This window comes from Pseudorhodoplanes sp. (assembly GCF_050250235.1).
In the GTDB taxonomy this organism is placed as follows: Bacteria; Pseudomonadota; Alphaproteobacteria; order Rhizobiales; family Xanthobacteraceae; genus Pseudorhodoplanes.
Genome location: NZ_JBFWPA010000014.1, coordinates 44434 through 59290 on the forward strand (window position 1 = coordinate 44434; position 14857 = coordinate 59290).

The following is a 14857-nucleotide window of genomic DNA, read 5'->3' on the forward strand; positions in this document are numbered from 1 at the left end:
TGCAAGATCTTTGTGTCTTGCTCTGAGCCATGTTTCAGCACTCCGGAAGATTCGTCGCGAGGCCGCCGAGGCTCGTTTCCTTGAACTTGACGCTCATCTCCTCGCCGATCTGGCGCATGGCGTCGATGCAATTGTCGAGCGGCGTGAAATGCGAGCCGTCGCCGCGCAGCGCAAGCGAGGCGGCGGCGACCGCCTTGGTTGCGCCGATCCCATTGCGCTCGATGCATGGCACTTGCACCAGGCCGGCCACCGGATCGCACGTCATGCCGAAATGATGCTCGAGAGCAATCTCCGCGGCGTTCTCCACCGCTCTGGTGTGCCGCTGAGAACGGCGCATAAGCCGGCCGCAGCCATTGCAGCCGCCGATCCGACCTCGCCCTGGCAGCCGACTTCAGCGCTGGAGATCGAAGCCTTGTGCTTGATCAATCGGCCGATCGCGGCGGCCGTTAGAAGAAAATCGGAGATGAGCGTGGGATCAGCGCCGATGCAGTGGTCGAGATAGTAGCGCAGCACCGCAGGAACCACGCCCGCCGCGCCGTTAGTCGGCGCCGTCACGACCTTGCCGCCCGCGGCGTTCTCCTCGTTGACCGCCATGGCGTAGACGCTCAGCCAGTCGGACGTCGCATGCGGCTGCGCACGGTTGGAATGTCGCTCGGCTTTCAGTTGCTCGAGGATGTTCTTCGCGCGCCGCCGCACTTTGAGGCCGCCCGGCAGCACGCCGTCCCGCGTCAACCCGCGATTGATGCAACTGTTCATCGTCTGCCAGATGCGCGCGATCCGCTCATCCACCTGGCGTGATGAGCGCGCCGCCTCCTCGTTCGCGCGCTTCATCGCCGCGATCAACAGGCCGCTGTCGCGCGCCATCGTCAGCATCGTGGCCGCGGTGTCGAACGGATAGGGCCAATCCCGCTGCTCGGTCTCCGGCGTCACAGCGGGATTCTGCCGCTCCGCGGCGGTGAGAACGAAACCGCCGCCGATCGAGTAAAAAGCTTCCTCCAGGCAAACCGTCCCGTCCGCTGCGAAGCCAGCGCCGAACAAGGCTTTCGCTCACTCCATCGCAAGCGCTTCGACCTCGTCCACGAAGCTGCAACCAACATAGTAGCGTTTGCCTGGGTAACCTTCGGCATATTCGTTGGTCAGCACCGAGCCTTGGGCCGCAAGCACATCTTTCGAGACGATGTTCTCCGAAGCAATCAGTTCTATCTGATTTTGCTGGCGATCAAGCTCGCAGCCAATAGCTGCAGCGACAGCGTTGTCCCCCAGTACAGTCTCAAAGTGAGTCGGGTGTAGCCTCATGTCATTTCTCTCCTGTCAAATGCCGAGTTCGATCTCGCGGCTCGCCGCCCGAAGACGGCCCCAGACGTGATCGGCGAAAGAGCACCACACGCGAAAACGATCGGCCGCGTGACGGATCAGAACGATCTGCACCCCGTCGAAAACCGTTCGACAAGCGGCATCGGTGGGCATCGACTCGACGCGAAGGCTGGGTCGTCGGGCCTCTCCTGTATTAGGCCGGCACGGCCGCGAGCGAGGGAGGTGGATCGAGCCTGTGAGGACCACTCGGATTCGCGCTGATGTAGCCTTGCGTAAGATCGTACTGGATCAGAGCGGCGTCGCGCTCATGAGGTGAACCGAATCCGGCACCGCCGCCGAGACGAACCTCGACGATATCTTCGGCAGAGTTGATCTCGATCATCGTTCCCTTCTCAAGCTCACGCATCGCGCCGATGCTTCGACTGTAGTGAAAGGCACGCACCGAACCACCGGGGAGGCCGCCGAGGAGGCCGTCAGTCATGACATCCGATCCTTCCGGATAGACGTTCACGAAGAAGGGCTGGTTGGTGTTATGCAACAGTCGCAGCTTTAGAACCTGGCCAAGGCCGCCGCGGAATTTCCCGGAGCCACCGCTGTCCGTCAGTAGTGCCTTCTCGGTCACCAGCACCGGCAACCGGCTTTCAACCATCTCAATCGACGTATTGGCGGCACTTGTTGGCCAGATCAGGCCGGACTTTCCGTCATGATCGTGGCAAGCGCCTTGTCCACCGCCGACGAAGATATGATCGCTGTAGATACGGCCGTCCGTTTCGAAACCGTAGAGATCGATCAGGCTCGGCAGTCCGGTATAGGCCTGGACGCGGTCAGGGATCGCGGGGCTAAGCGCGCGGAAGATCATGCCGATGAAGTGCCACATAGTGAGGCGGCGGAGCGCAACAGAAGCGGGCTTCGAACAGTTGAGAAGCGAGCCTTCCGGCGCCTTGACGGTGAACGGCCGATAACATCCGGCAGTTGCGCGGATCGACGGCGAGAACACACACTTGAGCGCGAACAGGGTCTCGGCCCAGGTCACCGTGCCCGTGCAATTAATACCGCCCTTGGCGACTTGAGGCGGGCAGCCCTCGTAGTCAACCTCAATGGTGTCGTCATTGACGGTTATCTTGACGGGGATTTCCAGCCGCTCGCCAGCGCCATTGAACGCCGCAGTCGACGTGTAGACGCCGTTCGGCACCTTGCGAATCTCCTCGCGGACTGAGCGCTCGGCGCGGCCCTGGATGACGGTCGCAAGCGCGGTGAGGTCGGTGAGCCCGTATTCCTCCATAAACGCCACGAGCCGTTCCGCGCCGATCTGGCTTGCGGCGACAAGTGACTGCACATCGCCGACGACCTGGCGCGAGTTGCGGACATTCATAGCTAGGATACGGAACAAGTCGTCGTTCGGCTTGCCTTCGCTGAACAGCTTCATCGGCGGGATCTGTAATCCCTCCTCATATAACTCGCGGGCGTTCGCGCGATCCTTGGTACCGCCGATGTCGCTGACGTGGCCTACCGATCCGACGAAGGCGACTACGCGGCCGCCATGGAAAACCGGAGACACGATCATGAGGTCGAACAAGTGGCCGGCGCAAATCCAAGGATCGTTGGTGATGAGGACATCGCCAGGCTTGAGCGTGTCGACGGGGTAGACCTCCAGCATCGCCCTGACGGCCGTCATAAGGGAGATGTTGAACACGGGCATCGCGCGCGGGGAATGGGCGAGCGAATTGCCCTTGTCATCGAGGATCTCACAGGCGAAATCCTGCGCTTCGCCGATGATCATCGAAAAGGCAGTCCTGATCACGGTGAGCCAGCACTCTTCCGAGATCGTGACGAGCCGGCTCCACATGATCTCGAGCCCGACCGGGTCGTTCTCAAGATCCTCTACAGTTGCGGCGCGCGGAGCATGGGTCGCCACCCGCGTGGCGACGCTCGACACCGCGATCACCAGATTGCCATGAGCGTCAACCGAAACGCGATCGCCCGGCGGCACGACGGTCGTCGACTCGTTTTCCTCGATGATCGCCGGACCGACGATCTCAACGCCCGACGCAAGATTGTAGCGGCTGTAAATCTTGGCGTTGACGAAGCCGTTCGTCTCGGGGAACCACGCCGGCCGCTCACCCTTCAGGGCATGGTTGCTTCCGGCATTGGCCAACGTTGCGTCCGCAAGCTCCGGCGCCGGCCCCCGAGTCGTGACGCGCCAGCCGATAATTTCGAGATCGCCGTCCGGCGGCGTCCGCCCGTAAAGATCCTGGTAGGCAACCGCAAAGGCGTCCGCCAAGGTGGCGGTCACAGCCACATCGAGCGCGCCGATCGGCGCGCGCACACGCAGGGTATGAAGCTGGCCATGCAAGCGTAGATCCACCTCGCGCGTCACCATGATGGCGTCGCCCACAATGTTTGCGGTCGCGAGCAGATCACGGCCCTCTTGCTCCAGGTCGCAAAGTAGCGCGTTGATCGTCCCCCAGTCGGCGTCCGCTACTAAGCTCGGATAAGAGCGCGATGCCTCATGGGCGACCGCGCCGGAGAGAAAGCCGAACGCGGAAGCTGCACCCGATGCCGGCGGCACAATCACAGTTGACACGCCGAGACTTTTTGCGACCCGCACCGCATGCGCCGGTCCGGCACCGCCGAACGCGATCATGGCGAAGCGGCGCGGATCGCGGCCTTTCTCGACGACATGCACGCGCGCTGCGCCTGCCATGTTCTCACACACGACCGAAAATACGCCCCAAGCGGCATCCTCAACGCCTTTGTCGAGCACCTTTGCGATCGGCCCGAATGCCGTCTTGGCCGCCGCGCGATCGAGCGTCAGGCGCCCGCCCAGGAACGATTCCGGCGCGAGATAGCCAAGCAGAAGATTGGCGTCGGTCACGGTCGGCTCGGCACCGCCGCGCCCGTAGCAGGCGGGGCCGGGCTCGGCCCCGGAACTGTGCGGGCCGACCTTGAGCAGACCGATCTCATCGATCTTCGCAATGCTGCCGCCGCCCGCGCCAATCTCAATCAGGTCGATCACGGGGGCACGGATTGGAAGTCCGCTGCCACGCTTGAAGCGATGCTCGCGCGCGGCTTCCAGCATCGGTGCAACGTCGACTTTTCCGTTATGGATCAGGCAGACCTTCGCGGTGGTGCCACCCATATCAAACGCGATCACGTCGCCGCGTCCCATCATCTTGCCGAAATGCGCAGCTGCAAGGCCGCCGCCCGCCGGGCCGGATTCAAGGAGACGCACTGGCAGTCGCTTGACCATTTCGGGCGAGGCAAGATCGCCCGATGATTGCATCAGGTAAAGGCGCCCACTAAAACCGCGTAACTTCAGCATCCTCTCCATATCGTCGACATAGGGCTCGACGATCGGCTGAGCGTAAGCGTTGGCGACCGTAGTCATCGCGCGCTCATATTCGCGGATTTCGCCGCACACTTCCGCTGAGATTGAGACGTAAAGCTGCGGGAATTCCTTGCGGGCGAGCGCCTCGACCGCCTTCTCGTGGCTACTGTTACGGTAGGAATGCAAGAGGACGACGGCGATCGCCTTCACACCGTCGTCATTAGCCGCCTTCAGCACGGCGCGCACCTCATCGAGATCCATCGGTGTGATGACATCGCCGTCGCGCGACATACGTTCCGCGATCTCGTAACGACGCGAGCGCGGCACCATCGGATCGGGAAAGCGCAGAAAGATATCGTGGATGTCGTAGCGTTGCTCGGTGCCGATCTCTATAATGTCGCGAAAGCCCTTGGTGGTAATGAGCGCGGTGCACGCGCCCTTCTTCTCTATGATGAGATTGGTAACGAGTGTCGTTCCGTGCACGATGTCGCTCACGTCGTCATAGCCGATCCCAGCCTTGCCGATCAGTACATCGAGGCCTTCGAGCGCACCGAGGGCAGGATTAGCCGGAGTCGTCAAACTCTTGTGCACCTCAATCTTGCCGGTCGTACCGTCGAGCAGGACAAAGTCCGTGAAGGTGCCGCCGATATCGAAGGCGCAGCGATAGCGTCCCAGTCGGGCAGAGCACATGTTCTTCTCCTTTGAATTCATCTTGCGGACGCCACGTTGCGAACAGACGGCGATGACGCAGAGGCAGCAATGACGGGCGCCGGCACAAAGCACGCGTGCGCCTGTCCGGCGCCGTCTGGTATCAGTTTAGGTTGCTCGTTCGCGCAGCGCTGAGTCCGGAATGGGCAGCGCGGCAGGAAAGCGCAGGCGGCGGCGCTCGCCGTTACGGCCTCAGGCATCTCGTTCCACGGCCAGTCCGGCTTGAGACGGTCCTCTTCGGCCGAGACGGTTGGGATCGAGGCGAGCAGCATATTCGTATAGCGATGGCGCGGCGCATCGAAGAGCTGCTTCACCGGCGCCATCTCGACCAGTCGACCGCGATACAGCACGGCGATGCGGCTTGCCATGACACGCACGACGCCGAGGTCGTGCGTGATGAAGATGTAAGTTAGATCGAACCTCTGCTGCAGGTTGCGCAGCAGACGAAGAATGTGCGCCTGCACCGAAACATCGAGCGACGACGTGGGCTCGTCGAGCACTAGCAAATCCGGGCTTGTCGCCAGAGCGCGCGCGATCGCGACGCGTTGGCGCTGCCCACCCGATAGCGCCAACGGACGACGGACTGCGAAGTCCGGTGGCAGACCGACAAGCTCCAGGAGTTCGATCACGCGCCGATAGCGCTCGCGCCGATTCCCAAGCCTGTGCACGATCAGAGGCAGCTCGATCGCCTGCCGCACCGACATGCGTGGATTGAGACTGGAATAGGGATTTTGCTGGACAAGCGCGATGCGCTTTCGCAGCGGACGCGGCCGGCGCTTCTCCAGCCGACATCCATCGAGCAAGATCGCGCCCGTGTCAGCCGCTTGGCTGCCGAGGATTAGGTTTGCGAGCGTCGACTTGCCAGAGCCAGATTCCCCAACGATCGCCAGCGTCTCGCCACGGAAGACGTCGAGCGAAACGTCGTTGACGGCAACGATCTCCGTGTTCGCTAGCTGGAAACGCTTAGTCGCTTGATCGATACGTAGCAGTGGCGGTTGCGTCATTCCTGCGCGCTTTCGCTAACGCAGGCAACGCTGTGCGACTCGCTGATGCTACGCATGACGACCGGTGCTGTGCAGAGCGCGATCGCGGCTGGACAACGCGGTATGAATGGGCAACCCGCGGGCTCTTCATGATAGTCCGGAATCGATCCTTCAATACCGAGCGGCAGGTCTGTGGATCCAAGACGCGGCACGGAAGCCAGCAGAAGTCGCGTATAGGGATGCCGCGGGTTTGTGAAGATTTCGGCGGTCGAAGCGGCCTCCACGATCCGGCCTGCATACATCACATAGACGCGGTGCGCGAAACGACGAACGACGCCGAGATTGTGCGAGATGAAGAGGATCGCGGTGCCGTGCGCCTCGGACAGCCGCTCCATGACCCGCAGGCTCTGCTCTTGCACGGTCGCATCGAGCGCGGTGCCCGGCTCGTCGGCGATCAGGAGACTCGGTCGGTTCATAAGGCTCGCGGCGATCATGACGCGCTGATTAAGTCCGCCGCTGAGCTGGAACGAATAGCTGTCAAGTACGCGCTCCGGATCAGCGATCGAAACATCGACAAGCGCTTGACGCATCTTCTCCTCGATCGCGGCCTCACCAAGCCGGCCACCGTCGCGCGCGACAATGCGGCGTAGTTGTGAGCGGACCGGGAAGACTGGGCTCAATGCCGCAGTCGGATCCTGGAAAATCATGCTGATGGCACGGCCGCGCAGAGCACGGTACTTGCGTTCCGACAGGCGCGTCAGTTCCGCTCCTTGAAATATGATGGAGCCGGATACTTGCGTCTTGCTGGCCGGTAGCAGACCTAGAATGGCGCGAGCGGTAACAGACTTGCCGCTGCCGGATTCGCCGACTACAGCCACCCGCTCCTGAACGCCGATCGCCAGGTCAACGCCGCGCAGGACATGGACCGGTCCGTCGATAGTCGCGAACTTCACATGAAAATCGCTGACTCTCAGAAGGTCCGACATATCAGGTATCGATCCCGTAGATGTCGCTCAGCCCGTCACCCAGCAGATTGAAGCCGAGCACCGCGATGAAAACAGCGAGGCCGGCGGAGACCGAGAGCCACCACAGATCCGGCAGGTAGTTACCGCCCTCCGCGACCATCGTGCCGAGGTCGGGAATCGGTGCCGGCGCGCCAAGCCCGAGGTAGCTCAGGCTTGCGCCGAACAGGATAACCAACCCCATGTCGACGCTCATCTTGGTGAGGATGGTCGGCGCGCAGTTCGGAAGAATTTCTCCTAGGAGGATGCGAGTGTGCGATGCGCCGATCAACTCGGCAGCGATCACGTAGCCTTCGAGGCGGATCGACTTCACGAGGCCGTAGACGAGTCGCGTGTACCATGGCCACCACACGAATGAGACGGCCATCATAGCGAAAATCTGCGATGGCCGAAGCAAACCGAGGATCGTCATTGCGACGATCAACGCTGGTAACGAAAGGAAAATATCGGTGAGGCGCATGATCGCGCGCTCGACCATGCCGCCGAAATAGCCGGCCATCAAGCCGAGCAGGCTTCCGAGCGGCGCCGCGATCGCCAGAACGACGCAGCCGAGAACGAGCGATGTCCGATACCCGAACAGAACGCGGCTGAAGATGTCTCGGCCGACGAGGTCTGTGCCGAACCAGTGTCTCAGGCTCGGCGGCTGATTTGCGTTAGCGAAATCGACAAACGTGCCAGCATGTCCCGGGTAAGGCGCAAGCCAAGGCGCGAACAAGGCGGCACCGATGATCGCGCAAACGAGCAGCCCCCCGACGATCGACAGCGGGTTGCGACCGAAATGCCGCGCCGCATGCCAGGCAGTCGAGTGAAAGAGCATACTCATCCGCGGTACCTGATACGCGGATCAATCAGGGCGACGAACGCATCAATGAAAATGTTGACGAGGATAAATGCGAGCGAGAAGACCATCACGACAGCGACGACCGAGTTGAGGTCTTTGCGCAGAATTGCCTCGACGCCGTAGCGCGCCATGCCAGGCCAGGCGAACACCGTCTCGATCAGGAACGCATTGCCGAGCATCAGTACGATCTGCATGCTAATGAGCGTAAAAGTCGGGATGAGCGCAGGCCGCAGCGCCCATTTGCAGGCGATCTCGCGCTCTGGGAAGCCGTACGCGCGGGCGAACTCCACGTAGGGCCGCATATAGGACTCAACCATGTTCGCACGCGTCAGTCGTGACACCTGTGCGATCCCGGGCAGCGACAACGCAATCGCCGGCAGAACAAGGTGATGAAGGGCGTCGCGTAGCACATCGAAACGGCCAGCGACGATCGCATCGACCGTAAGGAGCCCGGTCACAAAGGGTGGCTGCGTGAGACGCTCGCTCAAGCGGCCAGCGATCGGGAACAATCCGAACCAGAAAGACAGGATGAGCACGAAGATAATCGCCCAGACGAAATTCGGCATCGCGACGGATAGCAAAGTAAATGGCCGCAGAAGATTGTCGAACCACCGGTCCTTCCAGCGCGCGCTGGCAATACCCAAGAGGAGGCCGAAAATGATCATGATCACACCGGCCGCGAGCGCGAGTTCGAGCGTCGCCGGAAGCGCTCGCGCGAGATCTTGCGCGACAGGCCGGTTGGTGTAGAGCGAGACGCCGAAATCGAGTCTCGAGGCGCCTTTCAAGAAGATCCAGTACTGTTCGAAGAATGGACGATCGAGTCCCATCTGCAACCGAAGCGCCTGCACTTGCTCGGGGCTGGCCGCGGGCCCAAGCGCGAGCCTTGCAGGATCGCCAGGTAGCGTACGCGCCAGCGCGAATACAAGAAGCGAGACACCGAACACAATTACGATGGCACCGCGCAGGCGACTAAGAATAAAGCTTGCGGTCTGAATGCCAGCACTCCGTCGCAGCATGCCTCAACCCGCCGTGATCGAAGATTTCATCCTGATGCCCCGCGCGAATTGCCGAGGTTGTGGAGCGGTGCGTCATCGTACGGAAAGTTCTTTCCCGCCGCGATCACTTGCGGATTTCCATCGCTGCGAACTGGAAATTTCCACCGAAAATTGGAACAGCATTCTGCATGTTTTCGATAAAGGGCGCCCAGACATAGTCCTGGTGAGCGATCACGTTGACCTGCTCGTAGGCATAAATCGCGCAGTAGAGATTCGAGATGGTCTCGGCAAGCGCGCGGTAATGAGTTTCTCGCGCCTTGGCATCAAGAATCGTACGACCCTTGTCGAGCGCCGCATCGATGTCGTTGTCCTTCAGCCACTGCATAGAGAAATACGTGCCGCCGGCGGAAGAATGATAAGACGGATAGAACAGCGAATCGACGTCGGGCGTGGTGAGTGCAACATAGATGCAGTTCACGTGGGGGGTCGTTTCCGGCTTTGTGACGAGCTGCTGGTATTGCGCCCACGGCGTCGGCGCAATCTCCACGTTGATCCCGAGATCGGCCATGCTCTTCTGAAACAGCAGGGCGTATTTCTCGACTTGGGCGAACTCGCGCACGAACATCAGGCTGATCGGATATTCGTCGGATTTGTACTTCGATTTCGCGAGCGCCGCCTTGGCGGCGGCAAGGTCGCGTTTGGGGACAGGTTTGTCGGGGTCGTAGCCGAGAACGCCCTGGGGGATAGGACCACGAGCCGGGAAGCCGGAGGCAACGCCTGCCAGATTGAGCAGGCTGTGATGCGCTTCGTAATCGTAGCCGAGTACGACCGCCCTGCGAAATTCGATGTCATCCATCGGGGCGCGAGTCGTGTTCAGCTTGAAATGAAACTGGGTTGAGCCACGATCCTGCGCGAGCTTGACACCAGGCGCCCGAGAGGCTGACAGCAGCACCTCTGGCGGTAGCGATACGCGCGTCAGCTCTAGTTCGTGGCGCGCCAAAAGGTTGCGCACCGTCGCGGCTTCAAGGCCGAAACGCAGGCTCACACGCGTGGGCGTCTTGTTCGAGGGGCGGCGGAAGTGCCTTTCGTTGAGCGTCATCGCCGTTTCTTGTTGCGCCTCGTGCCGTGTCAGAATGTAGGGACCACTGCCCGCGTCGTTACGCGTCATATAGGCTTGGCCGTAGTCGCCGAGCTCGCCGAAGTCGCCGGCGGCCTTGTTAGCTACGGCGAGCTTCTTGTTCACGATCGCGAGCCGCACCAGACTGGCAAGGAAGGGCGCCGACGGTACCGCGAGCGTAAACTTAACGGTCGCCGCATCGAGAGCTTCCGCCGCGTTCACGTTGGCGAAAAGTGATGAGAAACCGCGCTTGATTGCCTTGATCCTGCCAAGCGAGAAGACAACGTCGTCGGCTGTCAGCAGCGTTCCGTCATGAAAGACGACGTCGTTACGCAGCGTGAACGTATACGTCCGTGCATCGTCCGAAACCGCCCATGCGGTCGCCAGCGAAGGCGTTACCGGTCCGGCGCCACGCGGCGCCGTCACTAGGAAGTCATAGAGATTGAACATTAGAATTGAGCCAGGCACGTCGGTCGGCCGATGCGGGTCGGCGTCCGCGAGCGTCGATTCCGTGACGCGCAAGAGGCGCTCCTCGGCGGCCTGTGCTAAGAGCGAATCTGGTTTCATGCCAGCACCGAGCGCAAGGCCGGCGACAGCAAATTGATAAATCGCTTCGCGACGGTCTAGCGAACGACTCAGCAGATCGTGCCGTTGATCCGCCATGTCCTGATTGTCCTCGGGCTGCGGCATGCATGGCTCCTGATCTGTGCCCCGACATGCATCGGTGCTGGAATTATCCGAGATATGCGAAAATCGAATCCGTCTTGAATCTGGCGCTCAATTTGGTTTTGCGGCGTGCGCTATGCGGGGCGAAGATGCCGGACATCCTGAGTGCAGTGTCGTTCAGAAGTGTCGCAAGCCGCTACGGGCCTGACAAACGGGATTTCGCTATCTTTCCCGATAAAGTTTTGTTATTAATGAGGCTTGGCTGGGCAGTCGATGTATGTACGGACGCTGCCTGTGATTATGAGTTGCGCCGATAGGCGGCAATTCTCTGAGCCAAATAGCACCGTGAGCGACCTAACCGAGTGAATCTAAAATTCCTCGAGACCTTTATCTGGGTGGCGCGCCTTAGCAGCTTCAGCGGTGCCGCTAGGCGAATGCACGCGACGCAGGCAGCCGTGTCCAATCGTATCGGCGCACTCGAACGCGAACTCGGCATACGCTTATTCGAACGCGATCTGCGTTCGGTGCGCCTGACTCCGGAAGGCAAAGAAGCATTGGCAAAAGCCGAACAGATCATTCGGTTCACGAACGAGTTTGTCGAAGGCGCTCGCGATCGCAGAAGCTTCCATGGCGTCGTGACCATAGGCACGATCGATGCCGTGGTGCATGCGTGGCTGCCGCGATTGATCGACGGACTCAAGCACGATTTTCCGCGCGTTGCGTGCAATCTCGTGGTTGATACCAGCTTCAACATCATCAGACAGCTTAACGACGGCGAGATTGACATTGGCATTATCGTCGGACCTGTCCATCACGACGCCGTTGAAAATATTTGCCTCGGGCGATTCACATGTGAATGGATCGCGAGCTCCGCTCTTAATCTCCGGAACAAGCGTTTGACCTTGCGGGAACTCAGCGAGTTTCCAATTCTGAGTTATCCAAAAGTCTCGCAGATGCACCGGGTCGTGCAGGAGTTACTCGATGATGCCGGCGTGGCCAGGGCGCGCATCTACAATTCAAACTCAATCACTACGATCGTTCGTCTGCTGACAGACGGCATCGGCGTCGCGCCGCTCCCCCTGCCGAGCGTGCGTGACCTTCTGGCTACTGAAGTGCTCGAGATCCTCGACGTCACGCCAACCTTCCCTGACATGGTCTATCACGCGGCATTCCACAAGCGTCCCGACATGCCGCTTCCCGCCCTCATCGCCAGGATGGCTGCAGAAGTCGCAGCCTCATACGCGGACGAAATATAATTCGTTTCCGCATTTGACCCGACTGACTAACTTCGAACGCGACAAACAAGGATGACGCCGGTATCACACGCCAACATCGCAGCAGATGTCGCAACTACGAACACGTTTCGGATTGGGTGTCGCGGCCATGCGCCGAAAGGCACGACATGATTGCTGGTAAGCATCGATGCAATCATGGCTGGCGCAGTTGCCCGCCTGAGCGAGCGTTTGCGAAGTGAATCGGGATCTGTTTCGGACATGCGGCTTTCGGGCGCGATCACGCAGCCGCACGGTTTGTTTGGAATCGCTGTGGCGAGAAGGCCGAGATATCGACGGCGAGGTTCTCGCCGGAAATGGAAGACGCCAGGAGCTTCGCGGTCATCGGCGCCCCTGTCATCCCGACATGGCCGTGACCGAACCCGTAGAGCACGCCGGGCGATCGGCTCGAGCGGCCGATGACCGGCAGCGAATCGGGCAGACTCGGCCGGAAGCCCATCCATTGCGTCAGCCGCTCCTCGGGATAGGTCGCGGACAGTCCCGGCAGCATCAGCCGGGCCTGATCGAGCAGCATGCGGGCACGGCGCCAATCCGGCGGCAAGTCGAGGCCGCCGAGCTCCACGGTTCCTGCAAAGCGCAGCCCCTCCTCCATCGCGTTGACGACGAACTTGCCCTCCGCCTCCGTCGTCGGCACCCGTGGCTTCACCTCCGGGTCGCGGATCATCAGATGGTAGCCGCGCTCCGTGTCGAGCATCACGCGATCGCCCATCTGCTCGGCAAGCATCTTCGAATGCGCACCGGCGGCGATCACTACACAGTCGGCGGCGACTTCACCGGACGAGGTTTGGACAGCGCGAACATTGTCGCCGTCGAGCACAATGCACGTTGCGGACGCTTGCAGGAAAGAGCCGCCGTTGCGCACCGCTTGCTCGACAAGGCGCTTCACGAGCTTCGACGGATTCGTGGTGTGCCCGTTCTCCTCTATGAAAACGCCGCGGACGAAATTCGGCGAGAGCGCGGGATCGAAATCACGCAATGCGGCTTGATCGAGCATCTGGAGCTTGACGCCGTTCGCTTGCCGTAACGCCCAGCCGCCTTGATCCTTGCGGAAACCCTCCTCCGAGCGATAAACGTAAACATGCCCTTCATGGCGGACGAGATCGTCCGCCCCAGCCTCCTTTGCGAGCGACGTCATGAGTTCGACCGTCGGCTCCAAAAGCCCGCGCAAGGCCGCCGCTTGTGCCGCGACCTTCTTAGGCGTGCCAGATTGTAGGAAGCGCACGAGCCAAGGCGCGATCTTGGGCAGATAGCTCCAACGCACGGAGAGCGGTCCCATCGGATCGACGAGCCAGCGCGGTACGTCCTTCCAGATGCCAGGCATTGCCATCGGCACGATCGAGGAGCCGTTGAAGCAACCGGCATTCCCGTAGGACGCGCCTTCGCCCGGCGGATTCGGATCGATGATCGTTACGGCATGCCCGTAACGCTGGAGCATCAGCGCCGTGCAGGCGCCGACGACGCCCGCACCGACGATTGCAACATGCCTCGAATTCATCTGCTTGCGTCACCCCGGCCGCGCGTTCGCGAGCGGAGCCCGCAGCGCCGGTCGAGGGTGTCAACGCGGCGGCAGAGCGTCAAATATTTTGGCAATGGATATTCATTCATCCAGGCTATGATCTTGCCTATGTCGCGCGCCCGCATTCGCCAATTGGAAGCCTTTCATGCCGTGCTGAAAACGGGCTCGGCAACGCGTGCAGCAGAACTGCTGCGCATCTCGCAGCCTTCCGTGAGCAAGCTGCTGCGGGATCTCGAGGTCGATATCGGCGTCGACCTCTTCGCCCGCGTCCGCAAGCGCTTGCTGCCGACGCCCGAAGGCCGCCGCCTTGGCCAGGAGGCGGAAGATCTGTTCCTGAAGCTCAGCCGGATCGAGCACGTCGGAAACGAGATGCGCGCGAAGGGCATTGGCGAATTGCGGATCGCGGCACTCCCCGCATTGGGCATCGGTCTCATCCCGCGCGTGCTCGCAACATTCCGGCATGACCATCCAGGCATCCGCTCGGCCCTCTCCGTCGCACCGTCTCAGCGTGTGGTGGAGATGGTTGCCGGCGGCGAGGCGGATATCGGCTTCGCTTATCCCGTTCCTGGCACGCCGAGCACGCTCAACCGGCATTCGCTGGCGTCTCTTCCCGCCATCGCCGTACTTCCACGCGGTCATGCACTGGCGAGTCGTCGCATGCTGCGGCCTGAGGATTTCGCGAACCAGCCCTTCGTTTCTCTGGGTCGCGAAGATCGCTCGCGCGATAATATGGACGTCGTTTTCGGCAAGCTGCCGGTAGGGCCGGCAACGGTTGTCGAAACGCAATTCGCGGCCGTCGCCTGCGAGCTGGTCGTGGCCGGCATCGGCATTGCTTTGGTCGATGCCATTACCGCGCGTTTCTATCGTGATCGGCTTCTGGTCAGGCCCGTCGAGCCGACATTCAATTTCGATTTCGGCGCCCTCACGCCGGTCGGACAGCCGCAGTCATCGATCGCACAGGGCTTTCTGCATAGGGTTGCAGCGGCAGTACTGACAATCGCATCGCCCGCGTCACGGGCGCGCCGATCGAAGGGCGCCCGTTCATAATCTGCAGGCATGAACTCGTCGTGCTTGC

General features: G+C 61.2%; 10 protein-coding genes and 2 pseudogenes. 2 read left to right on the forward strand and 10 right to left on the reverse strand.

From position 1 onward, the window contains the following. Window positions 1–34: 34 nt before the first annotated feature. The 9 genes and pseudogenes from AB7F49_RS09105 to AB7F49_RS09145 all read right to left on the reverse strand — a co-directional run. Window positions 35–1047, reverse strand: a pseudogene (locus tag AB7F49_RS09105) (L-serine ammonia-lyase); the annotation flags it as partial. 3 nt (window positions 1048–1050) lie between these two features. Then, window positions 1051–1296 (reverse strand): annotated as a pseudogene (glyA, locus tag AB7F49_RS09110) (serine hydroxymethyltransferase); the annotation flags it as partial. Window positions 1297–1311: 15 nt separating this feature from the next. Further along, a complete protein-coding gene (locus tag AB7F49_RS09115) occupies window positions 1312–1467 on the reverse strand; it encodes a hypothetical protein (protein ID WP_428521516.1) in 156 nt (51 codons plus the stop codon). A gap of 40 nt (window positions 1468–1507) precedes the next feature. Continuing rightward, on the reverse strand, window positions 1508–5332 hold the full coding sequence (locus tag AB7F49_RS09120; RefSeq protein WP_428521517.1) for a hydantoinase B/oxoprolinase family protein: 3825 nt from the start codon (window positions 5330–5332) through the stop codon (window positions 1508–1510). A 17-nt stretch (window positions 5333–5349) separates the two neighbouring features. Further along, the gene (locus AB7F49_RS09125; RefSeq protein ID WP_428521518.1) at window positions 5350–6354 is read right to left on the reverse strand and encodes an ABC transporter ATP-binding protein; all 1005 of its coding nucleotides are present in this window, start codon (window positions 6352–6354) and stop codon (window positions 5350–5352) included. After that, entirely contained in the window at window positions 6351–7319 is a 969-nt protein-coding gene (locus AB7F49_RS09130) for an ABC transporter ATP-binding protein (RefSeq protein ID WP_428521519.1), read from the reverse strand. Before AB7F49_RS09130 ends, AB7F49_RS09125 begins: the two co-directional genes overlap by 4 nt. Before the next feature lies 1 nt (window position 7320). Further along, the gene (locus tag AB7F49_RS09135; RefSeq protein ID WP_428521520.1) at window positions 7321–8178 is read right to left on the reverse strand and encodes an ABC transporter permease; all 858 of its coding nucleotides are present in this window, start codon (window positions 8176–8178) and stop codon (window positions 7321–7323) included. Further along, window positions 8175–9212 carry an ABC transporter permease gene (locus AB7F49_RS09140; protein ID WP_428521521.1) on the reverse strand — a complete coding sequence of 346 codons (1038 nt, stop codon included), beginning with the start codon at window positions 9210–9212 and terminating at the stop codon, window positions 8175–8177. Before AB7F49_RS09140 ends, AB7F49_RS09135 begins: the two co-directional genes overlap by 4 nt. 103 nt (window positions 9213–9315) lie before the next feature. Beyond that, window positions 9316–10998 carry an ABC transporter substrate-binding protein gene (locus tag AB7F49_RS09145; protein ID WP_428521522.1) on the reverse strand — a complete coding sequence of 561 codons (1683 nt, stop codon included), beginning with the start codon at window positions 10996–10998 and terminating at the stop codon, window positions 9316–9318. A gap of 338 nt (window positions 10999–11336) precedes the next feature. Here AB7F49_RS09145 and AB7F49_RS09150 point away from each other — a divergent pair, with 338 nt between their 5' ends. Next, a complete protein-coding gene (locus AB7F49_RS09150) occupies window positions 11337–12230 on the forward strand; it encodes a LysR family transcriptional regulator (protein ID WP_428521523.1) in 894 nt (297 codons plus the stop codon). Between the two features lie 256 nt (window positions 12231–12486). Here AB7F49_RS09150 and AB7F49_RS09155 read toward each other — a convergent pair whose 3' ends face one another. Next, window positions 12487–13761: an NAD(P)/FAD-dependent oxidoreductase gene (locus tag AB7F49_RS09155; protein ID WP_428521524.1), complete on the reverse strand. Its 1275-nt coding sequence runs from the start codon at window positions 13759–13761 to the stop codon at window positions 12487–12489. A gap of 129 nt (window positions 13762–13890) precedes the next feature. Between AB7F49_RS09155 and AB7F49_RS09160 the strand changes: the two genes are divergently transcribed. Further along, window positions 13891–14829 (forward strand): LysR substrate-binding domain-containing protein, encoded by a 939-nt coding sequence (locus AB7F49_RS09160; protein WP_428521525.1) that lies wholly within the window; start codon window positions 13891–13893, stop codon window positions 14827–14829. The last annotated feature ends 28 nt before the right edge of the window (window positions 14830–14857 follow it).

Coding starts and splice junctions, on each gene's coding strand:
- AB7F49_RS09145 (WP_428521522.1), bottom strand. CDS start 10,998: ATGCCGCAGCCCGAGGACAATCAGGACATGGCGGATCAACGGCACGAT.
- AB7F49_RS09115 (WP_428521516.1), bottom strand. CDS start 1,467: ATGCCCACCGATGCCGCTTGTCGAACGGTTTTCGACGGGGTGCAGATC.
- AB7F49_RS09160 (WP_428521525.1), top strand. CDS start 13,891: ATGTCGCGCGCCCGCATTCGCCAATTGGAAGCCTTTCATGCCGTGCTG.
- AB7F49_RS09140 (WP_428521521.1), bottom strand. CDS start 9,212: ATGCTGCGACGGAGTGCTGGCATTCAGACCGCAAGCTTTATTCTTAGT.
- AB7F49_RS09120 (WP_428521517.1), bottom strand. CDS start 5,332: ATGTGCTCTGCCCGACTGGGACGCTATCGCTGCGCCTTCGATATCGGC.
- AB7F49_RS09155 (WP_428521524.1), bottom strand. CDS start 13,761: ATGAATTCGAGGCATGTTGCAATCGTCGGTGCGGGCGTCGTCGGCGCC.
- AB7F49_RS09135 (WP_428521520.1), bottom strand. CDS start 8,178: ATGAGTATGCTCTTTCACTCGACTGCCTGGCATGCGGCGCGGCATTTC.
- AB7F49_RS09125 (WP_428521518.1), bottom strand. CDS start 6,354: ATGACGCAACCGCCACTGCTACGTATCGATCAAGCGACTAAGCGTTTC.
- AB7F49_RS09130 (WP_428521519.1), bottom strand. CDS start 7,319: ATGTCGGACCTTCTGAGAGTCAGCGATTTTCATGTGAAGTTCGCGACT.